Source organism: Marinibacterium profundimaris (genome assembly GCF_002210095.1).
Classification (GTDB): Bacteria; Pseudomonadota; Alphaproteobacteria; order Rhodobacterales; family Rhodobacteraceae; genus Marinibacterium; species Marinibacterium profundimaris.
Genome location: NZ_AQQR01000003.1, coordinates 392,532 through 415,896, shown reverse-complemented (window position 1 = coordinate 415,896; position 23,365 = coordinate 392,532). Strand labels below are relative to the sequence as shown.

16 protein-coding genes and 1 tRNA gene are annotated in these 23,365 nt (G+C 64.3%); 7 read left to right on the top strand and 10 right to left on the bottom strand.

The window, feature by feature from the left end:
* Positions 1-102: 102 nt before the first annotated feature.
* Together ATO3_RS10075 and ATO3_RS10070 are read left to right on the top strand one after the other, a co-directional pair.
* Entirely contained in the window at positions 103-2,043 is a 1,941-nt protein-coding gene (locus ATO3_RS10075) for a TonB-dependent receptor domain-containing protein (protein WP_158217938.1), read from the top strand.
* 368 nt (positions 2,044-2,411) lie between these two features.
* Positions 2,412-5,048 carry an AMP-binding protein gene (locus ATO3_RS10070; protein ID WP_158217937.1) on the top strand — a complete coding sequence of 879 codons (2,637 nt, stop codon included), beginning with the start codon at positions 2,412-2,414 and terminating at the stop codon, positions 5,046-5,048.
* Positions 5,049-5,124: 76 nt separating this feature from the next.
* Here ATO3_RS10070 and ATO3_RS10065 read toward each other — a convergent pair whose 3' ends face one another.
* The 6 genes from ATO3_RS10065 to ATO3_RS10040 form a co-directional block, all read right to left on the bottom strand.
* Positions 5,125-6,180 (bottom strand): ABC transporter ATP-binding protein, encoded by a 1,056-nt coding sequence (locus ATO3_RS10065; RefSeq protein WP_088649709.1) that lies wholly within the window; start codon positions 6,178-6,180, stop codon positions 5,125-5,127.
* Positions 6,162-7,427, bottom strand: coding sequence for an MGH1-like glycoside hydrolase domain-containing protein (locus ATO3_RS10060; RefSeq protein ID WP_088649708.1), 1,266 nt, complete (start codon positions 7,425-7,427; stop codon positions 6,162-6,164). The genes ATO3_RS10065 and ATO3_RS10060 overlap by 19 nt, the downstream gene beginning before the upstream one ends.
* Before the next feature lie 71 nt (positions 7,428-7,498).
* The gene (locus tag ATO3_RS10055; RefSeq protein ID WP_088649707.1) at positions 7,499-8,710 is read right to left on the bottom strand and encodes a carbohydrate ABC transporter permease; all 1,212 of its coding nucleotides are present in this window, start codon (positions 8,708-8,710) and stop codon (positions 7,499-7,501) included.
* Positions 8,707-9,951 carry a carbohydrate ABC transporter permease gene (locus tag ATO3_RS10050; RefSeq protein WP_088649706.1) on the bottom strand — a complete coding sequence of 415 codons (1,245 nt, stop codon included), beginning with the start codon at positions 9,949-9,951 and terminating at the stop codon, positions 8,707-8,709. The genes ATO3_RS10055 and ATO3_RS10050 overlap by 4 nt, the downstream gene beginning before the upstream one ends.
* A 39-nt stretch (positions 9,952-9,990) precedes the next feature.
* Entirely contained in the window at positions 9,991-11,346 is a 1,356-nt protein-coding gene (locus tag ATO3_RS10045) for an ABC transporter substrate-binding protein (protein WP_088649705.1), read from the bottom strand.
* A gap of 422 nt (positions 11,347-11,768) precedes the next feature.
* Entirely contained in the window at positions 11,769-12,485 is a 717-nt protein-coding gene (locus ATO3_RS10040; protein WP_158217936.1) for a sugar transferase, read from the bottom strand.
* Between the two features lie 1,445 nt (positions 12,486-13,930).
* Between ATO3_RS10040 and ATO3_RS10035 the strand changes: the two genes are divergently transcribed.
* From ATO3_RS10035 to ATO3_RS10030, 3 genes are all read left to right on the top strand, one after another.
* Complete coding sequence (locus ATO3_RS10035; RefSeq protein ID WP_088649703.1) at positions 13,931-15,244, top strand: UDP-glucose dehydrogenase family protein; 1,314 nt, start codon at positions 13,931-13,933, stop codon at positions 15,242-15,244.
* Between the two features lie 1,068 nt (positions 15,245-16,312).
* Positions 16,313-16,546 (top strand): hypothetical protein, encoded by a 234-nt coding sequence (locus ATO3_RS28465; protein ID WP_143747255.1) that lies wholly within the window; start codon positions 16,313-16,315, stop codon positions 16,544-16,546.
* 538 nt (positions 16,547-17,084) lie between these two features.
* A complete protein-coding gene (locus ATO3_RS10030) occupies positions 17,085-18,098 on the top strand; it encodes an NAD-dependent epimerase/dehydratase family protein (RefSeq protein ID WP_088649702.1) in 1,014 nt (337 codons plus the stop codon).
* A gap of 98 nt (positions 18,099-18,196) precedes the next feature.
* On the opposite strand, the gene ATO3_RS10025 is transcribed toward ATO3_RS10030, so the two are convergent.
* From ATO3_RS10025 to ATO3_RS10015, 3 genes are all read right to left on the bottom strand, one after another.
* Positions 18,197-18,640, bottom strand: coding sequence for a hypothetical protein (locus ATO3_RS10025; protein WP_088649701.1), 444 nt, complete (start codon positions 18,638-18,640; stop codon positions 18,197-18,199).
* A 1,029-nt stretch (positions 18,641-19,669) separates the two neighbouring features.
* A tRNA-Asn gene (locus ATO3_RS10020) sits at positions 19,670-19,744 on the bottom strand.
* A gap of 81 nt (positions 19,745-19,825) precedes the next feature.
* A complete protein-coding gene (locus tag ATO3_RS10015) occupies positions 19,826-20,737 on the bottom strand; it encodes an MBL fold metallo-hydrolase (RefSeq protein WP_088649908.1) in 912 nt (303 codons plus the stop codon).
* Positions 20,738-20,804: 67 nt separating this feature from the next.
* Between ATO3_RS10015 and ATO3_RS10010 the strand changes: the two genes are divergently transcribed.
* Positions 20,805-22,124 (top strand): ATP-binding protein, encoded by a 1,320-nt coding sequence (locus tag ATO3_RS10010; RefSeq protein ID WP_088649700.1) that lies wholly within the window; start codon positions 20,805-20,807, stop codon positions 22,122-22,124.
* A 121-nt stretch (positions 22,125-22,245) separates the two neighbouring features.
* Positions 22,246-22,584 (top strand): DUF4031 domain-containing protein, encoded by a 339-nt coding sequence (locus tag ATO3_RS10005; protein WP_088649699.1) that lies wholly within the window; start codon positions 22,246-22,248, stop codon positions 22,582-22,584.
* A gap of 64 nt (positions 22,585-22,648) precedes the next feature.
* Here ATO3_RS10005 and ATO3_RS10000 read toward each other — a convergent pair whose 3' ends face one another.
* A complete protein-coding gene (locus tag ATO3_RS10000) occupies positions 22,649-23,221 on the bottom strand; it encodes a TetR/AcrR family transcriptional regulator (RefSeq protein ID WP_198963242.1) in 573 nt (190 codons plus the stop codon).
* Between the last annotated feature and the right edge of the window lie 144 nt (positions 23,222-23,365).

The window sequence follows — 23,365 nt, the reverse complement described above, 5'->3', positions numbered from 1 at the left end:
CCGGGCCGTGAACAGGCCCCGTCCAGCGCGCCAGGGCAACCTCAGCCAGCTTTCAAGAGAAACAGAGACTTGTCTGCCACCCTGAGGGGGGAAGGAATACCCGTGCGCGCTCATATCCGCCTGTCATCCATCGTTCTTCTGGCCGGAACCCCGGCCCTGTCACAAACCGCCGACCCTGACTTCCTGGGCACCATCGTGCTTGATTACAGCGGCGTGAACGAGGTGGGGGTCGACAGCGACGATCTTGACACGATCGAGCCCGACAACCTCCAGGATGTCTTCAAGAACGAGCCCACCGTGCAGGTCGGCAGCTCGCTGCCCATTTCCCAGAAGATCTACGTGAACGGGATCGAGGAGAACAACCTCGCCGTCACGATCGACGGCTCGCGCCAGAACAACAAGATCTTCCACCACAACGCCACGACATACATCGACCCGGTCATGCTCAAGCAGGTGCGGATCGACCCCGGCGTGGCCCCGGCCGATGGGGGGCCGGGCGCACTCGCCGGCTCCATCGCCTTCGAGACCAAGGATGTCGATGACCTGCTGGCACCGGGCCTCAGCTACGGCGGCATCTTTTCGACCGAGTACCAGACCAACGGCGACGTCTTCGTCAACTCGCTGGCGCTGATGACCCGCCAGGGTCCGTTCGAGGCGCTGGCCTACGGCAAGTACGCCACCGGCGACAGCCAGACCGACGGTGACGGCAACGACATTCTCGGATCCGGCACCAACGTGATCAGCGGGCTGGCCAAGGTCGCCTATTCGGCCGAGAACGGCGGCCGGTTCGAGCTGACCTACGAGAATGTCACCGACGACGACATGCGCCCGTTCCGCGCCGACATGGGCTCGGCCGATGGCAGCCTGCGCACCCGGGTCTACGACCTGAACCGCGAGAACATCGTCTTCAGCTACACCACCGACGCGCCCACCGACATGTGGGACCCCAAGGTGCTGGTCGCCTACAGCGTCACCAACCTGGAGGTGCCGACGGATTACGATGCCAGCCAGGGCAAGACCGACAGCTTCAACGGCGTCATCCAGAACCGCTTCTCGCTGCCCATCGGCACGGTGACGGCGGGCGTCGATTTCTATTCCGACGACGCCTATATCGACTACCTCGACCGTGCCGACCCCGCCGCCGTCTTCCGCCCCGGCGAAAGCGCCGAGAACGTGGGCCTCTTCGCCCAGGCGCGGCTGACACCCACCGACCGGATGCGGATCTCGGCCGGTGCGCGCGGCGACCTGCAAAGCTTCACCGGCACCGACGGCAGCAGCTTTGACAACTCCGGCCTCTCGGCCAACGCCGCCGTCGAGTATGACGTGACCGACGCGATCACGCTCAGCGCCGGGGCCAGCCACATCTGGGGCGGCATCACCCTGGCCGAGAACTTCATCATGAACCCGGACTGGACCTATCCCGCCGACGGGATCGAGCCGGTCACATCCGAGAACTACTTCATCGCCGCCGCCTACAACTGGGGCGCCTGGAGCCTGAGCGGCAAGGTCTTCAAGACCGACATCGACAACGCCCGCACGCCCAGCTACTCGGGCGGGCCGGCTCTGACTTCGGACGTGAACTCGGATGGGTATGAGCTGAAGGCCGGGTATGCCTGGCAGACGGGCCGGGTACGGATCGGTTTCGCGGATATCCAGAGCGACGTGAACGGCGCCCCGGCGGACAGCTATGTCGGGCGGTACCTGACCACGCCGATCGGGCAGCAAGTGACTTTGGAAGTGCTGCAGGCGCTGCCGGATTACGGGCTGGTTCTTGGCGCCGATGCGCAGATCGCCTTTGACGAGGACGGTTTCTATGACGGTGCGCCGGCCGACACGCTCCCGGGCTACCAGGTGGTCAACGCCTTTGTCGAATACGTTCCGCCGCGGTTCGAGAACCTGCGCCTGCGACTGCAGGTCAACAACCTTTTCGACGAGCTCTATGCCGACCGTGGCACCTATGGCCAAGAATTCGTCAGCGATGGTCTTATCCCGCTCTACGAGCCGGGGCGCTCGGTGTCAGTCCGCGCGACGCTGACCTTCTGAGGGCGTTGCCCAGCTGCTGAAAGCGGGGTCATTCGACAAGATACAAAGCGGCGCGCCGGGGATCAGGGGCGCCGTTTCACGTTGTGCAGACACGACCGGCATGTGCCTTCGGGCCGAGACCTGTCAAAGAGGCGCGGCAGCTGAACCTGTCGGGCGCCCCGCCCGCATATGTCCCATGACATGCCGGATAAAGGTGTTCCGCACTGCTCAAGCCCCTGTTGCATCGAAGGTCCACTTCGCACCGGCATTAGCGGTGGAAGGGGCGGCCGCGGTTCTCAACACCGTGACAGCGGCCTATGCTCTACTGCCATGGGATTTCCGGGTGCGTCCGCGCCGGGGTCGAGGCAGCGGAAAGAGGAAACCTCGGGGTGTTCTGGCATTTGGCACATGACAGTCCGGATCGGACCGCCCTGATGCTGGAAGGTGGCGCCGGGCTGACCTATCGAGAGCTGGAAGCCCTGGCCTGCGGCTGGTGCGACAGGATCCGCGCCGCGGGCGGGGGTGGGGGTGCCATCGCCGCGCTGGAGATCGACATCACGCCCGAGGCCATTGCCGCCTATCTCGGCTGTCTTCGCGCGGGCTGCCCGGTGTTGCTGGCCGAGCCCGGCACGCTGACGGAGCAGAGCGCGATCCTGCGCACCTGGCAGCCCGAGATCCATATCCGCCGCAGTGGGGACGGGACCCTGGAGATCGCCCCACCGACGGCGCCCGCAGGGGAGGCACCGCCGCCGCATCCCGACCTGGCCCTGCTGCTCTCGACCTCCGGCAGCACCGGAGACCCGAAGCTGGTGCGGCTCTCAGCCGGGAACATCGCCTCCAACGCGGCCGCCATTGCCGCGTATCTCGACATCCGGCCCGGGGACGTGGCCGCGACGACCCTGCCGCTGTTCTATTCCTACGGCCTGTCGGTCCTGAATTCCTATCTCCAGGCCGGCGCCACGCTTTGGCTGACATCGCGCTCGGTGACCGAGCCCGAGTTCTGGGAGGGCGCGCGGGCCGCCGGGGTCACCAGCCTCGCCCTCGTGCCGCATCAATGCGAAACCATCGCGACGCGGGACCGGGCGATGCCCGACCTGCCGGGATTGCGCTATGTGACCCAGGCGGGCGGCAAGCTGGCGCCACACCGGGTGCGCGCGCTGGCCGCGCAGGGGCGGCGGCAGGGCTGGGGGTTCTACATCATGTATGGCCAGACCGAGGCCGCGCCCCGCATGTCCTACGTTCCGCCCGAGGCGCTGCCCGCGGCCGCCGACACGATCGGAAGGCCCATTCCCGGCGGGCGCATCTGGCTGTCGGACGAGGCCGGCGCGCCGGTCGACGGCACGGGCGTGGCCGGAGAGCTGGTCTATGAAGGTCCGAATGTCATGCTGGGCTACGCCGGGACGCGGGCCGACCTGGCGAAGGGGCGCGAGATCGACGTGCTGCGGACCGGGGACATCGCGGAGCGGACGGAGGATGGTTTCTTTCGCATCGTGGGGCGCAGCAAACGCTTCGTGAAGCTTTTTGGGCTGCGCCTGAACCTCGACCAGGTCGAGGCGCTGCTGGAGCAGGCCGGCCATCCCGCCATGGCCGAGGCTGTCGAGGACCGGCTGGTGGTCCTCTACGTCATGCCGCAGGAGGGGGACGACCCGGGGCCCGAGATCGCAGGGCTTCTGGCCGACGCCTGCCATCTGCCGCCTTCCGAGGTGCTGACCGCGCCGCTGGACCGGATACCGTATCTGCCCAATGGCAAGACCGACCGCCGCGCGCTTCAGGACAAGGCCCGCGCGGCCCTTGAGCAGGCACAGCGAACGGACCAGGGCGAGGGCCAGGGCATCCGCGAGATCATCCGCGAGGCGACGCGGTCGCGGCGGGTCTCGCCCGATGACACCTATAACGCGCTCGGCGGGGATTCCCTAAGCTACCTGCGCGTGCAGATGCGGCTGGAAAGCCTGATCGGCGCGGTGCCCAAAGGCTGGGAGAAGCAGCCGATCCGCGCGCTGGAGGCGCTGGCTGCAGGCGCCGCGCCGCCGGGCCGTGCCGCGCGGACGCGGGTCGGCGCGGATGTGGTGCTGCGGGTCTGCGCGATATCGCTGGTCGTCGTGCAGCACGCCACGGATTATCCGCTGGAGGGCGGCACCTGGATCCTGGTCCTGCTGATGGGCATGACCGCCGCGCAATTCCAGATGAAAAGCGTAATTCATGGCCGCCCCTGGCGGATCCTGGGCAAGATGCTGTTCCCGATCGTGCCGCTCTACTATGCCGTCATCATCTCGTTCGAGCTGCTGCGGCGACCGATCTCGATCTCGTATTTCACGCTGACGCGGAACTACGACCCGCTGACCGAGACGACGATCATGGGCGTCTACTGGTTCGTGGCGCTTTACGTGCAACTGGTGCTGGCGCTGGCCGTGATGGCTTGCCTGCCGCCGCTGCGGCGACGGATGCGCGCGGCGCCGTGGCGGACCTCGGTCGTGCTGTTTTGCGGGTCGATCCTGCTGTCGGCTATGCTTTTCATGGCGTCCCCCGTGATGCTGGTGGAGATGTATGGCGAGACGCGGGTGCTCTCGGTCTTTCCGGCGTTGCACATACAAGAGCAGGGGTTCTTCGAGTGCCTGCCAATCTTCCTGTCGGGCTGGGTGCTGGCGGTGGCGGACGGCCGGATCCAGCGGGCGGCGGCGCTGGCGCTTTGTGCGCTGGCGCTGGGGGTCTTCTCTCTGGTGGCGGCCTACAGCTCGTCGGCGCTGTTTCTGGCGGTGGCGCTGGTCTTTGCCTGGTCGCGGTGGGAGATCCCGGTGCCGCTGTGGATGGGGCAGGGCCTGCGCAGGCTGGCCAGCGTCAGCCTCTTTGTCTACCTGACGCATATGGTCGTGGTCTACGTGCTGCTGAACCTGATCGGGGCGCATGCGTGGATCGGCCAGCCGGCGACGGCGGCGCTGGCGCTGGCGGCGGCCTTCGCCGTGGCGCTGCTGCTGGACCGGTGGTTCGTGCAGGCGGAACACCTTGCCCGGCAGATCCGCCGGGCATGACACGCGGCGAGCAGGGCCCGTAACCGGCGTCGCGCGGACACGCGCCCGGATGGACGCGTGTGCGTTGGGCCGCGCCTCAACGGTGGCGGATCGCCAGGCCCTTGTCGTCGAAGAAATGCAGCCGGTCCTCGCGGAACTTTAGGCCGATGACCTTGCCGGGGGCGAGGTCCTCGTCGCCATGACTGCGGATGGTTATCTGGCCGAGCGATCCGCCGTCGATGATCACGAAGCTGTCGGCGCCTAGGTATTCGACCACGTCCACCGTCCCGTCCATCGCGCCTTCGCCGGGGGCGCCGATCTCGATATGCTCGGGCCGGATGCCAAGGTGCTGCGCCCCGCGATCGCCTGCATATGCACCGCCACGCCCACCGTCGAGACTGTAGCTTCCCGCAGTGGTGGAGCAGGGCAGGATGTTCATCGCGGGGCTGCCGATGAACTGTGCCACGAAGAGGTTGGCGGGGTTCTCGTAAAGCTCGCGCGGGCGGCCGACCTGGGCGATGGTGCCGTATTCCAGCACCACGATGCGGTCGGCCAGCGTCATCGCCTCGACCTGGTCGTGCGTCACGTAGATCATCGTTGACTTGAGCGACTGGTGCAGCTTGGCGATCTCGTAGCGCATCTCGACCCGCAGCGCGGCGTCGAGGTTCGACAGCGGCTCGTCGAAGAGAAACGCGGTGGGATCGCGGACGATGGAACGTCCGATGGCCACGCGCTGGCGCTGTCCGCCCGAAAGCGCCTTGGGCCGGCGGTCGAGGAACGGCTCCAGCTTCAGGATCCGCGCGGCCTCGCCGACCTTGGCGTCGATTTCGGCCTTGGGCGCGCCAGAGGTTTTCAGCGAGAAGCCCATGTTGTCGGCCACCGACATATGCGGGTAGAGCGCGTAGCTTTGAAACACCATGGTCAGGCCGCGTTCATGCGGCGGCTTGTCGGTGACGTCCGTCCCGTCCAGCACGATGGCCCCGCGAGAGGTCTCCTCCAGCCCGCCGATCATGCGCAGCAGCGTGGATTTCCCGCAGCCCGAAGGACCGACGAAGACGACGAATTCGCCGTCCTCGATCTGCAGGTCCACGCCCTTGATGACCTGCAGGTCTCCGAACCACTTTTCGACCTTGTTCAGCTCGATCTTGCCCATGGCGTGCCTCCTGTCGTCGGGGATGCCCAGGCGAGCCACACGGCCGCCGTCCAGGTGAAGTTGCGCCCGCCGGCGGGGGCACCGTCGCGCGGGTCGAAATATTCGGCAAAGCCGTTCTCGGCGATCATGCGGCCCGTGGCCTCGGTCAGGTTGCGGGCACGCTCGGAATGGCCGGCCTCGGCCAGTCCGGCGGCGATCAGCACGTTCAGCATCGCCCAGACCGGGCCGCGCCAGTAGCGCTTGGGCTCATAGGCGGGGTGCGCGGGATCGGTGGAGGGGACGAAATAAGTCGTGGCCTCTGCGATCCGGTCGAACTGCGCCAGCATGCGGTCGTCGTTGATCCCGGCGAACCAGCACAGGAAGGAGGCGTTGGACACGACCCCGGTATGCTTGCCCGAGCGGATGTCGACGCAATCGTAGGTCTGCGCCTCTTCGTTCCAGAGCCTTTGCGCGCCGCGCTCCATGTCGCCGATCCACTGGTCCAGCTCGGCGGTGGGCTCGCCCAGCCGGATGGCCAGGGCCCGCAGGTCGCGGGTGGCGCGCAGGAGGGTGAACGTCATCGTGGGATCCGCCACGCGGAAGGGCGTGACCTCGCGCAGATAAGGTTCGGACCAGCCGCTGTCGGCGCCCAATTTCACCAGGTAGAGGTAGCGGTCGTAATCCCAGCGGCGGGGGCGCTCGTCCTCGACCACGTGGGTCGTGTCGCGGCGGTAATATTCATCGACGCCCTCGGGTTCGATGGCGGCAAAGGTGTCGTCCCAGTCGGGGCAATTGTCGCGCCCGGTCTCCCATGGGTGGGTGACGACGATGGCGCCGTCCTCGTTGCGCCAGGTCATGAACCAGCGGTGCGAGGCCATGAGCGCCGGGAAGAGCGTTCGGGCACGTGGCTCGTATGTCGGATCGAGATCGAGCAGCCAGCGCACGAAGGTCGCGGCGATGGGCGGCTGCGAGATGCCCGAGGACGGGATAGGCCCGGTGCCGCGCCAGATGTCGGGGCCGGGGAAGTAGCTGGGATCGACCTGATGGAAGATGATGTGCGGCACCATGCCGTTCTCCCACTGGCCCGAGAACAGCGTCTCGATCTCGGTCCAGGCGCGGTCCATGTCGTGCTCGGCAAAGCCGATCGCGGCAAAGACGCTGTCCCAGTTCCACTGGTAGGGATAAAGGCCATGGGTCGGCACGGTATAGCCGCCCCGGTCGTTCTGCGCGAGGATCGCGCGGGCCTCGGTATCGCGGGCCTCGGTCATGTGGGTCTGTGCTCCGCGGCTGGAGTGGCGGGTGAGGTGTGTCGTTCAAGTAATTGTATTTGCGTCATTTATCAGCCCTTGACCGCGCCGGCTGTCAGGCCCTTGGTCATGAAGCGTTCAAGCCCGAGGAACAGCGCCATGATCGGCACCGTGGCGATCACGGCGCCCGCCATCAGGTGCTGGCGCGGGATCTCGGAGGAGTTCAGCATCGCCACGCCGCGTGTCAGGGTGAACTTCGACGGATCGTCCAGCAGCATGAAGGCCAGCAGGAATTCGTTCCAGGCGATCATGAAGACATAAAGCGAGACCGACGCCAGCGCGGGCAGCGAGAGCGGCAGGGTGATCTTCCAGATCACGCGCAGGCGGGTCAGGCCATCCATCAGTCCGGCTTCCTCGACCTCGGCCGGCAGGCCTCGGAAATAACCCTGCAGCATGTAAAGCGCCACGGGGATGGTGGTGACCGGGTAGATCATGACGATGCCGGTGATCGTGTTGCGCAGGCCGGTCATCGAGAAGGCGATGTAGATCGGAAGCGCCAGCACGATCATCGGCACCATGTAGATCAGCAGGATCGAGCGCGAGAACAGCGTCCGCCCGGTGAAGCGCAGGCGTGCGACGGCATAGGCGCCGGGGACCGAGAAGAGCAGCGTTATGAAGACGGTCAGAACCGAGACGTAGAAGGACGTCCAGAGGTAGCTGCCGAAGTTGAACTGGCCGAAAAGCTCGATGTAGCTGGAAAACAGATCCAGGCCACGGCTGAGGTCGATGGAAAAATCCAGTGGATTCTGAACCAGTTGCTGCTGGTTCTTCAGGCTGGTCATCACCATCACGTAGAACGGGATCGCCACCAGCGCGGTGAAGATCACATAGCCCGCGCCGGTCAGGAACCGGATGACCGCGTCCTCGAAGGCATGGCGCGTGGTGGTGCCCAGGGGCAGGCCTTTTAGCATGATGCGCAGCGGCCAGACGGCGCTGACCGCCAGGACGATGCCGCCGATCACCGCACCGATGGTCCCGACCTCAGGGCCGATCACGATGGGGCCCAGACCCAGCAGTGTCGCCGCCAGCAGGACGAGCCCGGCGAGGATTGGCCCGACGCGGCCGGCCGCTGGAATGGTCGACAGCCAGGTCAGCGCACCCCAGACCAGGCAGGCCCAGCCCACGGGGCGAAAGGCCTCTCCGGTCGAGAAGGACATGACCACGGCCACGGTGAACCCCGCGACCAGCATCCAGAGCGCACCGATGATCGGGCCGGTGACATAGCCATGACGCAGGAAACTCATAGCCCTTCCTCCTGGCTCACGTATTTCAGGAAGAAGACCGAGAACACCAGCAGCACGCAGAAGACCACCACGGCCACGGCGGCGCCTGCGCCGATATTCGACACGGCGAAGGCCTGTTCATAGACATTCACCGTCAGCGTCCGCGTCCCGGCATTGCCGCCGGTCAGCAGGAAGATGTCGTCGAACTTGTTGAAGGTCCAGATGAAGCGCAGCAGGAACAGGACAGACAGGATCCCCAGCAGCTGCGGGACGGAAAGATACCAGAATTGCTGGAAGGGCGTCGCACCGTCCATGTCGGCGGCCTCGTACATGTCGGTGTCGATGCTTTGCATCCGGGCAAGGATGAAAAGGAAGGACAGCGGGAAGTAGCGCCAGATCTCGAACACGGTCACCATGATCAGCGCCAGCGGACGATCCCCGAAGAAGTTGATCGGCGCATCCACCAGGCCCATCTGGATCAGCAGCGCATTGGCCGAGCCCGAAAACGGATCGAGCAGGATGACCCAGGTGAAGGCCACCGCGATCACCGGCGCGACATAGGGGAACAGGTAGAGCCCGCGCAGGACACCCTGACCCTTGAACGACTTGTTGAGCAGGAGCGCGGCAAAAAGGCCCACGACCAGTGCACCCACCGTGCCGACGACGGTATAGAAGACAGTGGCCCAGAGTACGGTCAGGAACTCGTCGTCATCAAAGATGCGGGCGAAGTTCTCCAGCGTGAACTCGGTATTGGTCAGGATGTTGTCGGCGCGGCCTGTGGCCAGCGCCTCGGTCTCGTCCTCGATGGCGTCTTCCAACGCCTCGGCGTCGAACCCTGTGTCAAACGTGACGGGCAATTCCAGCGTCAGGCGCGACGACGGCTCCAGCAGGTCGACCTCGCAGCGCAGGGCGGCGCCATCGAGGGTGCATTCCTGGGGCAGGGTGCCTGGGGTGAGCCCCTCTGGCAAAACGTCTGTCAGGACGACATCGGTGATCGGCGTGTCCTGGCTGCGGTTCTGCAGCCGGTAACGCACATATTGGGTCGGCTCGCCCGCGTCTCGCAGATCCTCGCGGACCACGGGCGCGGTCGGGCGCAGGTCAGCCAGGCCGATGGGTTTGAACGAGATCCAGAAGATCGAAAGCAGCGGCAGCACCACCACAAGCGACACGCTGAGGATCGTGGGCAGCAGCAGGCCCCAGGCCAGCCGCGCTTCGCGCCGGGCTAGGGGGCCGTGGCCCCGGGGTGGTGTGAGTTCCGTCATAGTCATATGGCCCGCGCCATGGTGGCGCGGGCCGATCCCTTATTGGATGGAAGACAGCTCGTCGTTCATGGTCGCCACCGCGGTGGCGGCGTCGATTTCTCCGTCGATATACTGGCGCACGACCCGGTTGATCGCGCCCGAGTTGATGATCTTCGACGCAAGCGCCAGCTGGCCGTCCTCGACCCCCCAGCGCTGTGCCACGTCCAGGCCGCCGACGATCTCGTCGATCATCTCGGCAGCATAAAGATCCCCCATCGGCGCCTTGCGGTCGACGCCCATCGGCAGGGTCGCCCATGCGTCGATGAATTCGGTCGGATTGTCGGCCGTACCGTTGCGCACCGGGAACTTGCCCTCGGGCGCGATCGACAGCGTCGCGGTATAGCCGTCGCCCATGGAATACTTGATGAATTCCATCGCCTCGTCGGTATCCGCGTCCGCCGTGATGCCGAAGTAGCGGATGTCGCCCCATGCGGCGCCGTCGGGGTTCGAGGGGCCGGCGAAATTGGTGACGATCCCGGTCTTCGAGGCGAGTTCGGACGAGGTCGGGTCATCGTTGATGGTCGGCGGGGCGCTGTCGCGGAGGCCGGCGAGTTCGTCGAGGATGAAGGGCGACCAGATGATCATCGCCGCCTGGCCCGCGAAGTAGAGCGTGCGCGACTGGTCCCAGTAAAGTTCGCCCGGGGGCGAGGCCTCGGCGATGGCCTTGTAGAATTCCAGAACCTCGGTTGTCGCGGCCTCATCGAAGCCGGTGAACCCGTCGGGGCCGACCGGGGTCGCGCCGTTGGCGAGGAAGACATGCTCCAGCACCTGGGACATGAAGTTCTCATCCACCTTGGTGGCGGCGACAAAGCCGAACATCTCGGGCGGGTTGTGCAGCGCCTCGATGGCAGTCAGCACGTTTTCATAGGTGGTCGGCGGTTCCAGCCCGGCCTCTTCGAAAAGATCCTTGCGGTAGACGATCATCTGCGTCCAGCCGTCCACCGGGACCGAGGCCCAGCCATCCTCGGTCGCGGCCATGGCCAGCGCGCCCGGGGCATAGGTGTCTTCGCCCAGCTCCTCGATCACCTCGGTTGCGGCGTCGCCGTCCAGGATCCCGGCTTCGTACCACGGAAGGGCATATTGCAGCGTGTGATAGATCACGTCGGGCAGGTCGCCGGCCGCGTAGGCCGCGGTTGTGCGCGTGCCCAGATCCGTCTCGGAGACGGGAATCACTTCCACCGCGATGCCGCTGGCCTCTTCGAAAGCCTCGGCCATCTCCTGTTGCTTGGCCAGGCGATCGGGCTGTTCCTCGGTCGTCCAGAAGCGGATGTCCGCAAGGCCTGCCGACGCCGTCAGAGCCAGCGCGGTGGCGCCCGTGGTCAGCAGACCAGCTGCTTTGGAAAGGCGGATATGCATGTTATGGATCTCCCTGGGTTCTCGGTTTGACTTTGTTTTTCAACCAGTTGGCGCCGGCACGGCGGCTTTCGGGAAGCCGCATGTAATGCGCTTTGACGATGGGTCAAGCCGGTGGTTCCGGCGGTATGAGAACGGGTCGGAGAGGCGGGGGCAAGCACAAGTTATGCTGCGGGTGCAAAGGGATGCGCCGGTTTCGTGGGCGATTTCCGGCCCGATCCACCTTGCGCGCTTGGCGTTACGCGGCCCTTGCTGCATTGCAGCATTGGCGTCCGGGCGCCGGTACGTGCCGTTGTGAGCGAAGATTGGCAAATGCCGGAAAAATGAGCATTTCTCGGCCATGCCCCCGTTTCAAAGCAAGCGGGCCGGCGTGGTGCCGACCCGATCAAACCGTCATGTTCTGATGTGCGCGAAACGAAGGAGGCTCAGTACCCGCTGCCCTTCAGGAACTCGTTCTTCACGGTCTTGAGCACGATGTTCATGTCCATCCAGATCGAGCGATTGCGGATATATTCCAGATCGTATTCCAGCCGCCGACGTGCCGCATGTTCGGTATTGGTCTCTCCGCGATAGCCGTTCACCTGGGCCAGCCCGGTTATGCCGGGCGCCACGGCGCAGCGGTCCATGTAGCGCTCGTCGAAATCCTCGTAGCGCATGCCGCAGGCAATCATGTCGGGCACATGCGGACGGGGCCCCACGATCGACATGGTGCCGAAGAGGACATTGAAGAGCTGAGGCAGCTCGTCGATGCTGGTCTTGCGCAGGACGGAGCCGACGCGCGTGATGCGCGGATCGTTCCGGACGGTCTGCTTCACACCGGTCACATCGCCCGTGGCGATCTTCATCGTGCGGAACTTGTAGACCGTGATGAGGTCTCCGCCCTTGCCATAGCGCTTCTGACAGAACAGCACCGGACCCGGGCTGGACAGCTTTACGGCGATGGCGGCCCCGATCAGAAGCGGTGCCAGCAGGACGATCCCGGTAACGCTGCCAAAGAGGTCGAAGGCCCGTTTGGCTGCACTCGATGCCTTGCTGGGGGCGAAGTTCTGCTGCTTGCGCAGCGGGGCCGCCCGCTGAACCTGGCGTCGCAGCATCGCAAGCGCTTTGGCTGTTGCAGCAAACTCGGTGTTGGCATTGCCCATGGTATGACCTGCTCCCGATCCTGCGCTCCGCGCGGTCCTGGACGTACGCTTGACCGCTCGTCCCTTCGTGTCTGCGTTTCGCGATATTACGGTCGTTGTCGTATCAGCAGCCATAAGTTACCCATCGCCCCATCTTGGATACGAGGCCTTCCATTCATTTATGCTACAACGGAAATCTGCCGTTCCGGCGCCATTCATCAACTTCCACGGAAGTATGCGTTTGAAAAAACCTGACACGGTCTCCGGTCGAAATCAATGCTGCGGTGCAACAAAAGTCCTGCCATGGGTCCAGAGGAGATCTTTCCGGGCATACTGCGAGTTCGATTGCTTGGTACCTGAGCGATCAGAAGCAGGAAAGGGGGGGCATGTAAGTTTTTGTTCCTGTTACAGTATCAAGTTGCCATTGCAAGTTGCGCAAATGCTCACTTCATGAGCGATCGAAGAGAAGGGCAGGGCCTGCAGGCGGTTGGTTTTTTGAGACTTGGGTGCATTTCCAGCAATTAACCATAATTCTGGGGGAACTTTGTGCGATTTGTTTTGCGCATCTGTCGGAGTGCAGTTTTGGGGTGCCACAGAGAAACCTCAATTTAACGGCGATTTCAGCGGAACACCCTTGGTATTTACAATCTTGTTGCAATGGGGAAGGGCCGCTCAATGCCCGGAACCCCTTTGTGGCAAGGGTGTGGCTTGGGTGGCGCTGCGCGCGGGACGGTCTTTGCACGCAGCTTCTTTCGTGCCTGAAATTCGGCGAGTGGCGCCCGCAGCCTGTCAGACCTGGCTAAAGAATTCTGCGGTGCGTCATCATTTCTTCGTGGATCGTGCTGCAATGCAGAACCGGAGTGGCGGGTGAAATTTGCCTATGTCTCGCGTCGGCGCTGTGAACGCCGCTTGGCCGGCGAAAACCTGCCGGCGCCCATCGGCTGGCCCGGTCTGATCGCACTGGAGGAGATTCGTGCTGCATCTCGTAAGAACTGGCTGCCGGCCTGGGATGGGCGAAAACAGGGCGCTGGCGCATCTTCCCGATGTGCCGCTGGTGCTTCGAGACCAACGTGGGCCGCCTCGAATCGAACAATCCTGGGGCTCCTGGCCGGAACTGGAGAGCAGCGCGCACTGAATTCACACAACCACTCGGTGAACGGAACGGATCCGTCCAAGAGACCTCGCATGCTTCTTGTCGCCAGTGTTCCGGGCAACACTATGCCGGAACAAGCACTTGGGAGGGCGAGCGATCAACCTCGGACTTGCCTTTGGCGTGTTGTCAGGGCAGGTCGGACCTGAACGCGAAGCTGGTTCGCCGGGCCCTGAGCCGCACCTCTGATCCGGTGCGACCTGGGGGCAAATGCCGTTGTCCCGTTGTGGGTCATCTCCCGGTCCGGCACGTCAAATCCATTCGTTCCGCCGTGGCGGCGGGGCGGATCACTCCTCGAAGGCAAGGCAGGGTGCACATGCGTATTGCAATGATCGGGACGGGCTATGTCGGCCTTGTCTCTGGTGTTTGTTTCTCGGATTTCGGACATGACGTGACCTGCGTCGATCTCAACCCGGACAAGATTGCCATGCTGGAACGTGGCGAGGTTCCGATCTACGAGCCGGGGCTGGATCTGCTCATGGCGAAGAATGTGGAGGCCGGGCGCCTGACCTTCACCACCGAACTGGCAAAAGCTGTCGATGGCGTGGATGCCGTCTTTATTGCCGTGGGCACGCCGACGCGGCGCGGGGACGGCCATGCCGACCTGACCTACGTGATGGCCGCCGCCGAAGAGATCGCCAAGGCGCTGACCGGCTACGCCGTGATCGTGACGAAGTCGACCGTGCCAGTGGGGACCAACCGCAAGGTGCTGGAGACCATGAAGGCGGCCAACCCGGATGCCGATTTCGATGTGGCGTCCAACCCCGAGTTCCTGCGCGAGGGCGCGGCGATCGACGATTTCATGCGGCCCGACCGTGTTGTCGTCGGTGTCGAGACCGAGCGCGCCGCCGACGTCATGTCCGAGATCTACCGCCCGCTCTTCCTGCGCGAGTTCCCGATCGTCACCACCGACCTCGAGTCGGCCGAGATGATCAAGTACGCCGCCAACGCCTTTCTTGCCACCAAGATCACCTTCATCAACGAGATCGCGCGCCTCTGCGAAAAGGTCGGCGCCGACGTGAAGGAAGTGTCGAAGGGCATCGGCCTCGACGGGCGGATCGGCAACAAGTTCCTGCATGCCGGGCCGGGATATGGCGGATCGTGCTTTCCGAAGGACACCATGGCGCTTGCGCGAACGGGGCAGGAATTCGCCGCCCCGATCCAGATCGTCGAGACGGTCATCAAGGTCAACGACGAGATCAAGCGCCGTATGGTGGACAAGCTGATCGACGTTTGCGGCGGCAGCTTCAACGGCAAGACGATCGCCGTCTTCGGCGTGACCTTCAAGCCCAACACCGATGACATGCGCGACGCGCCGGCGCTGACCATCGTGCCGGCAATGGTCGGCGGTGGCGCCAAGGTGCGCGTGGTCGACCCCCAGGGCCGGCGCGAGGGCGAGCAGCTTTTGCCCGGCGTGGATTGGCGCGAAGACCCCTACGACGCCGTCGAGGGGGCCGATGCGCTGGTGATCCTGACGGAGTGGAACGAGTTCCGCGCTCTCGATCTCAAGCGGATCGCCGGATCCATGGCGACGCCGCGCCTGGCTGACCTGCGGAACATCTACAGCGGCCCCGATGCCGAGCGCGCCGGGTTCGAAGTGTATGAAACGATCGGGCGGCAGGGGTTCTGAGCTACGCGATCTGACGCACTTCCGATGCCCCGACAGTGACGTTGGACGCCCCCGGACTTTCGAGTTCGGGGGCGTTTCCTTTTCTCAGGACGGTCTGGAAATCGAATCTCACTGATTCGCGGGGAGCCCGTCCGTGCGGATTGTTCATCGAGATCGGTCGCCCGTGAGCGGTCTGCGTCAACTCGTCCCTCATCCCGTGTCGTGATCGGGTTCATCGGTGACTGTCTATTTTATATGCGCCCGGCGTCGTGAGGGCGGGCTCCAGTTGGTGTCAATGACCGCATCTTCGGCCGGTCATTGACACCCGTTCCCTGGTGTCGAGGGCCGGCGTGACGCGCGTCTTGGCCGGACACGACGGGCGTTGCCGCGACCTGCCGAGCGCGTGCGCCGCGTGATCATACAGTTCCTTCCGAGGCGGCTGTCCGAAAGGTAAATAGGCCAATCCAATGACCGCATCTGCCCGGCTGGCTTGCGAATTTTCCCTGTGGCGAGCCCCGGACCATTGTTGGATGCGCCTGATCGTGCGGCGACGGGCCTGCGCCGGGATTGGGCGCCGCGCTCTCTCGGTCTTCAGCTTTCGTTGACCGGCGGCTTGAGCGGCATCGAAATCAAGGTGGATAGCCGGTGCCAATCAATTGTTTCCCGGATCTCAATTGGCGTCTTGAACCGCTTTGACAGTCGTGCATCCGGAATGTCTTTCGGTTCACTACTCAGTGCTCATTTAATGGGCGTGCTTAATTATTGCCCGCATTGCCCAAAAGAGTAGGGGGGTGTGAACTCTGTAGACATCTTCCCAACACAATGCATAAGTGAGATTTCTGGCTCACCTACGGGGAGCGGAGCTGCCCAACTCGGGGTGCGGCGGGGATGGTTGCATCGTCGAGGTCACTTTAGGGCGGTTTTTTAACATCAGCTTGACCGGCGGAAATTAACTGTTGGTTTACGAAAGCGCGCATAAGTACGGATCGGCCCGGTCAGGACCGGCTGTCCGGTGCCATGTCGCTTTGGACGCAGGGTGAGCGAGCAGCGTGGGGGCGCAAAGTGACGAGGACGAGGGAATTTTAAGTGATGGGCAATTGGAACAGAACTGCGTTCACGCATTTCGGCAAAAGCGAAGGTTTTGGTAGCGGGTCGCAGGGCTTCCTAAGCCGTATCGACCGTGGGGCCGCCGAACATGACCCGGTTCGGGAGGACAGGAAACAACTGTCCCGGGGCATGCTCATCCTCAAGAATGCGCTCTATATCGGCTCCTGTGTCATCATGCTGACGGTGATTTACCTGGTTCTGCGCGCAGTGTTCTGAGCGCCCTGGTTCTTTGATTTCCGAGGCTGAAGTGCCCTGAGGCTCGAATTGCACGTATCGGGGGGGTGTTTTCCAGCCCCGTATCAAGAGAGCCCTGCATTCCGGGATCGGGAAAGTCGCAAAGGACGCGACATTCCTGCTCTCTCATACAATGGTCTGGAATTCGCCCTTCTGTTTCCGGTTTGCGTCCGGATTTTCGATTTTATTATGAACGCGCTCAATGCCAAATTCTCCGCCGGTCATTGGTCGCAAGCGAAACAGAGACGCAAATTGGCTGAGTGAGGCGAACCCTTTGCCTTGTCCAGCCCTGTATCCTGACGACCAATGGCCGCGCAGCGCTCCAACCGCTTCCTCTTGCCACCCGGCCTGATCTTCATACCCAGCCCGGCGCTCTCAAGGAACGGCCGGTGCGCGGTCTCAGGGCGGAGCCGGAGACCTCTCGACTGGACTGCGGCCGCAATCATCGGCACAAGGTCGAAAGCCCTGCGCCGTCACGTTCCTGGCCGCCCACGGGTCGACAGAAGATCGGGTCGAATTCATGCGGAAAGTCCTTGTCACCGGCACTGCCGGCTTCATCGGTTACCATCTTGCCCAGCTCCTGCTGAACGAGGGGTTCCAGGTCCATGGCTATGACGGCATGACCGATTATTACGACGTCGCGCTCAAGCGGCGCCGTCACGCCATGTTGCTGCAGAACCCGCATTTCGCCGCGACCGAGGGGATGCTGGAAGACCAGGCGCTTCTCGACCGGACCGCCGACGCCTTCGAGCCGGACGTGATCGTTCATCTCGCTGCGCAGGCCGGGGTGCGCTACAGCCTCGAGAATCCGCGCTCTTATATCGACAGCAATGTCGTGGGCACCTTCAACGTGATGGAGGTCGCTCGCCGGCTCGAAGTGCAGCATCTGCTGATGGCCTCGACCTCCTCGGTCTACGGCGCGAACGAGAAGATGCCTTTCGCCGAGACCGACAAGGCCGACGAACAGCTGACGATCTACGCGGCCACCAAGAAGGCGAACGAGGTGATGGGCCATTGCTACGCCCACCTGTGGGGCATTCCGACGACGATGTTCCGCTTCTTCACCGTCTACGGCAACTGGGGGCGGCCGGACCTGGCGCTGTTCAAGTTCGTCGACGCGATCCTCGATGACCGACCGATCGACATCTACAACCACGGGGAAATGTACCGTGACTTCACTCATGTAGAGGATCTGGTCCGCGGCATCCGCCTGCTGATCGATGCGCCCCCCGAGCGCCCTGCCAGCGCCGCGGACATTCCGGAGTGGGACAGCCTTTCGCCTGTCGCGGCCTACCGGATCGTGAACATCGGCAATTCCGACAAGGTGAAGCTTCTGGATTTCGTTGACGCGATCGAGGAGGCGATCGGCAAGCCGGCGATCCGCAACTACATGGAGATGCAGAAGGGCGACGTGCCGGCCACCTGGGCGGATGCGACGCTTCTGCAGAACCTGGTGGGCTACAGGCCGCAGACCGATTTCAAGGACGGTATCGCCCGGTTCGTGGCATGGTTCCGCGACTATTACGGCAAGTGACGCGCCGGATCGCTGCTGCGCTGACATGAAAAAGCCGGCCTCGGTAGAGGCCGGCCAACCCGGGCCGGGGCCCAGAGGTCATGTGGTGCCGAACGGTATCAGACGAGGATGAATTCGCCGACTTCGATCGGGGGCAGGTAGTCGGCGCCCAGCACGGTGCTGTCGAAATACTCGGCATACTGCGCTTGGAGACCCGGCGTATTGTCGACCCCGAAAGCGCTCTGGCCATAGTTTTCGATCGAGGTGCCGCGATAGCTTTCGTACATGTTCACCCACTGCGACTGCTGGGAGTAGGAGAAGCCGTCTTCGGACTGCGGGCCTTCGAAGTTGAACGCAAAGGCGTCGCCGATGGCGATGTCACGCGCGGTCGAGCTCGACTCGAACGAGAAGGAGCGGCCGTAAGAGAACCCGCTCGGTCCGGTGAAATCCAGGTCCGAGCTGAGGTTGATCGACCAGTCGATGCCGATTGCATCCGCAATCGGGCCGTTGTCGATCGTGATGTCAAAAGTCAGCAAGTTGCTGAGCGTGCTTCTGATGCCCATTGGGCCCTCCCTAAAAACTAAGTTAACCGAAGCGTCAACGCCGCTTGCGCAGGAAGGTTTCCATTATTTTGAATATACCTCCCAACGGCCTCCCCTCCGTCAAGTTGGTTAATAGCAAGGCAATTTGCTTGCAGCAACACTTTGTGCTGCTTGGTGATGCGACTTTTAACACAGTTACCCTTGGCGCGCTTGCGTCCGCTGGGGCGGGGTTTGGCAGTGGAGCATCCGAAGGACGAGGAGCGCGGGGAAATACGGCGAGCGAATCTTCTCAAGGTGTCTCTTGAGCGGCGCGTCTCACTGTGGGCGGAGCTGTCTGGGGCAGGCCATAGCAAGGCCGCGGTTGGACTGGTTGAGGGCTGGTGTGGGCCCATGATGGGCGCTTCGGTGTATTGAGCCTTGCTTCGGCAAGGCGATGACTTGTGGCGTGTGTTCTCGGTGCCTTGCCGCCCCGGTTTCTTCTTTCGGTTGAGCGTGAGGGCGACGGAAAGTGGCTCCAAGTTTCTTTCGCCCGCGGTCTTCAGGCATCCTGATCCCTGGCGTAGTCGATCCGCAACGCAGTACCACGCCGATCCTGGCGTCGAGCGCCGGCATGTCGTCCTTCGAACCGGGGATGTCACGCTGTAAGCGTCGCATGTCCCCGGAGTTTTCAGAAAACTTCATGTCGTGCCCGTGTGAGGCGTGGGCATTGCAACGAGTTGGGGAATGAGACCTCCGCCGCCCGGTGGGCCCAGAGCTTCAGGGTCGCCCGTGGGCACCTGACCCACAGATTTCAATTGGCCGACATGAGCAGCTTATCCGAAGGTCAACCGAACGGCGTCCAGTCCGGGCGTCAAGAAGGGGCGGGCGTGGTCGTCTGAACGGGCCGATCACGTGGGCATCGAAGGGCGCTGACTTTCGCAGCTGCAGGTCGGTGTCGACGAAGGTTCTTCGATCGCTGGGCGTGACCCCGACTGTTGCCCCGACGTGGAGGTCGTCATGGGCCCGAAATTAAAAAAGCCCTCCAAGGCATTCACCTTGAAGGGCTTTTTATGGCTCCGGCGGTAGGGATCGAACCTACGACCAATTGATTAACAGTCAACTGCTCTACCGCTGAGCTACGCCGGAACGGTCTGGGCGATATAGCAATGGCTCCTTGGGGCGTCCAGAGGATTTTTGCCCTTGGGCGTGAAAAAGTTTGCGCGGCCCTCAGCGGCGGCGAAAGACCGATCCCTCGCTCAGAGGTCCATCGGGTGCGACAAGGTTTTTCTGCGTCAGATCAACGAGATGCGCGAAGACGTTGCGGGTGGCCATGCCCAGCATCCGGCGTGGCGTTTCGGTGTAGATGCGCGCGGCCAGCACCTGCGGGGTGGCGGCCGAAAAGCTCAGCGCGCCCAGGATCGCGGACTCGCGTTTGCGGCGGTGATCCATCAGCCAGTCGATGCGTGCCACAGGCTTCGTCACCGGCCCGCCGTGGCCCGGGTAGAAGATGCGCCAGTCGCGGGCGCGCAGTTTCTCGCAGGACGCCATGAAGTCGCCCACGTCGCCATCGGGGGGCGAGACGATGGAGCTCGCCCAGCCCATGACGTGATCGCCCGTCAGGCAGGCGTCGCCCAGGGCCAGCGAGATGTGGTTGCCCAGGTGGCCGGGCGTGTGGATCACCTCCAGCTCCCAGCCGGCGCCTTCGATGCGGTCGCCTTCGGCCAGGGTCTCGTCGGGGGTGAACCCGGCGTCCAGCCCTTCGCCGCCGCCGCCAAGGCCCGAAAGCGCAAGCGCTTCCATCACCGCGCTGCGCCCGGCGGTGGCGCTGCCATAGGCCAGGATCGGCGCGCCGGTGGCTTCGGCCAGGGGACGGGCAAGGGTGGAATGGTCCTTGTGGGAATGGGTGATCACGATGTGGCTGACCCGCTGGCCGGTGCCAACGGCGCGCAGGATCGCCTCCAGGTGGCCGGGCGCGTCGGGGCCCGGGTCGATCACCGCCAGCCCGGTCTCGCCCAGCAGGTAGGTGTTGGTGCCCCGGTAGGTCATGGGCGAGGGATTGGCGGCCAGGATCCGGCGCAGGCCGGGCTGGACCGTCTCGGCCCGGCCGACCGGCGGGTTGAAATCATCGGGCCATTTCACGGCCATCTTCTCGCTCGACACCTTGTTGGGCCTTTCTTGTGTCAACCCGGGCGGATAGGTTCGTCCCATGTCCGCGCTGCGCCTCAAACATTACATGCCCCGGGGGCTTTACGGACGGGCGGCGCTGATCCTCGTCCTTCCGGTCGTGCTGTTGCAGCTGGTCGTCTCGGTGATCTTTATCCAACGGCATTTCGAGGATGTCACGACCCAGATGACCGACACCGTCATCCGCGAGCTGCGGCTGATCATCGGGCAGGCATCGGCGGCGGACACCCCGGCGATGGCCATGGCGCGCATGAGTCCGACCGCCGAGGTGCTGGAGTTCGACCTGGCCTTTGTTGCGCCAGAGACGATCCCCGCCGCGGATACCCGCCTGTGGTACGATTTCACCGGCTTCGTCATGACCCGCACCCTGCGCGGCGCGCTGCCCCGGGTGGGGCCGATCCTTCTGGATCAGCCGCGCTCGGTCACCGTCTATTATCCCACGCCCAACGGTCCGCTCGAGATCGTCTTCGACCGGCGCAGGGTCTCGGCCTCGGCGCCGCACCAGCTGCTGGTGAACATGGTCGTCTTCGGGGCGCTGATGACGGCGGTGGCGTTTCTCTACCTGCGCAACCAGCTGCGCCCCATCGCCCGGCTGGCCGTGGCGGCGACCGCCTTCGGACGCGGCCAGCAGGTCGCCTATCGGCCCGCCGGGTCGATCGAGGTGCGCGCCGCCGGCCGGGCCTTTGTCGACATGCGCCATCGGATCGAACGCCATATCGAACAGCGCACGCTGATGCTCTCGGGGGTCAGCCACGACCTGCGTACGCCGCTCACGCGGCTGACGCTGGGCCTGTCGATGATGGACGACCCCGAGGCCAAGCACCTGCTGGCCGACGTGCGCGAGATGGAGGCGCTGATCGACGCCTTCCTCGATTTCGCCAAGGGCGCGCAGGAAAGCGAGCCCGAAATGCTGGACCCCCATGCGCTGGTGGCCCGGATCGTCGAGGATGCGCAGCGCGCCGGCAGCCCGGTGACGCTCTGCCCGGGCGAGGGCGAGGGAGAGATGCTGCTGCGCCCCGTCGCCATCCGCCGCGCGGTCGAGAACCTGGTCGGCAATGCCGTGCGCTACGGCGAACGGGCCGAGGTCACCGTGCGCCTGCTGCCCGGGTCGCTCCGCATCGTGGTCGAGGATGACGGCCCCGGCATCCCGCCCGAGGCGCGCGAGGACGCGGTCAAGGCGTTCTCGCGACTCGATCCGGCGCGCAACCAGAACAAGGGCACCGGCGTGGGGCTGGGCCTGGCCATCGCGATGGATGTCGCCCGGGCCCATGGCGGAGAGCTGCGGCTGGACGAAAGCGAACGCATGGGCGGGCTGCTGGCCGAGATCGTGATCGCCCGCTAGGGCCGGACACGGACCGCTCACGCCGTGGCCTTGGCAAGCCGTCCGTTTTTCGCTTCAATACCGGCCGGATCCCGGGATGCGGGGCAGGGCCGGCGGACGGCAAGGGAAAGATCACGGCACGATGGCAGTCTATGTCGACAACATGCACCTGACCGAAATGGGTCGTTTCGGGCCCTACCGGATGTGCCACATGCTTGCCGACACGACCGAAGAGCTGCTGGCCATGGCGGACCGCATCGGCATGGATCACAAGTGGATCCAGAAGGCCGGCACGGTGCACGAGCATTTCGACATCCCGACCTATCGCCGGCGGATGGCCGTCCTCTACGGCGCGATCGAGATCACGATGATCGAGGCCGGGCGCATCGTCAGCGCGCGCCGCAAGGCGCCGGGCAACACCTATGCCGCGCCGGTGCGTGCCGGGGCCAGGCGGGCAGGGGGCGGCGACGGGTCAAAATGACCGCAAACGTCGCTCTTGCCGTTCCTGCCTGCCTCAGCATCGGGGCCGGAGCAGGGCGCCCGTCTCAGGCCTTCAACCCGTCCACGAAGATATCCAGCATCTTCAGCACGTGTTCCCGCCAGTCCGGCCCCGGCGCCCGCGCGTAGCACAGCGCGTACATCGTCTGCAGCAGGTCCTCGGCCGTCACGCCCTCGCGGATCTGTCCGGCCTCGGCGGCCTGGACCAGCAGCCGGTCGACGGAGGCGGTGATCCGCCCCTTCAACTCGCCATAGGCCTGCATCGATTCCTCCGTGATCACGATCGACAGCGCCCCCAGCATCCCGCGCTTGGTCTCCACCATCGCGACATTGCCATGCAGCCAGCCCCGGATCGCCTCCACCGGATCGTTGCTGCCCTCCAGCCCTTCGGACAGGGCCACAAGATGGTCGAGCTCGCGGCTGAACACCGCGTGGAACAGCGCCTGCCGATTGGGGAAGTGCCTGTAAAGCGTGCCAATTCCCACGCCGGCGCGCTTGGCCACCGCCTCCATGCTCGCCTCGGGTCCGCCCGGGCCAAGCACCTCCTTGGCGGCCTCGATCAGCCGCTCGCGGTTCTTCTGGGCGTCTGCGCGCGGCTTGCGCGGGCGAGGTTGCGCCACGGGATCGATCCTTTCTCTTGAAAAACGGAGGCACCCTCCGTATATCTGTATCAGGGCGGCGCGGAAAAAGCACCGTCCCGAAGCATACGAAGTCCTTCGACCGGGCGCGAGAGCCCGACACCCAGCACATATTCCAGCAAGGGA

Coding starts and splice junctions, on each gene's coding strand:
- ATO3_RS10065 (WP_088649709.1), bottom strand. CDS start 6,180: ATGGGCAAGATCGAGCTGAACAAGGTCGAAAAGTGGTTCGGAGACCTG.
- ATO3_RS10060 (WP_088649708.1), bottom strand. CDS start 7,427: ATGACCGAGGCCCGCGATACCGAGGCCCGCGCGATCCTCGCGCAGAAC.
- ATO3_RS10055 (WP_088649707.1), bottom strand. CDS start 8,710: ATGAGTTTCCTGCGTCATGGCTATGTCACCGGCCCGATCATCGGTGCG.
- ATO3_RS10050 (WP_088649706.1), bottom strand. CDS start 9,951: ATGACGGAACTCACACCACCCCGGGGCCACGGCCCCCTAGCCCGGCGC.
- ATO3_RS10045 (WP_088649705.1), bottom strand. CDS start 11,346: ATGCATATCCGCCTTTCCAAAGCAGCTGGTCTGCTGACCACGGGCGCC.
- ATO3_RS10040 (WP_158217936.1), bottom strand. CDS start 12,485: ATGGGCAATGCCAACACCGAGTTTGCTGCAACAGCCAAAGCGCTTGCG.
- ATO3_RS10035 (WP_088649703.1), top strand. CDS start 13,931: ATGCGTATTGCAATGATCGGGACGGGCTATGTCGGCCTTGTCTCTGGT.
- ATO3_RS28465 (WP_143747255.1), top strand. CDS start 16,313: ATGGGCAATTGGAACAGAACTGCGTTCACGCATTTCGGCAAAAGCGAA.
- ATO3_RS10030 (WP_088649702.1), top strand. CDS start 17,085: ATGCGGAAAGTCCTTGTCACCGGCACTGCCGGCTTCATCGGTTACCAT.
- ATO3_RS10025 (WP_088649701.1), bottom strand. CDS start 18,640: ATGGGCATCAGAAGCACGCTCAGCAACTTGCTGACTTTTGACATCACG.
- ATO3_RS10010 (WP_088649700.1), top strand. CDS start 20,805: ATGTCCGCGCTGCGCCTCAAACATTACATGCCCCGGGGGCTTTACGGA.
- ATO3_RS10005 (WP_088649699.1), top strand. CDS start 22,246: ATGGCAGTCTATGTCGACAACATGCACCTGACCGAAATGGGTCGTTTC.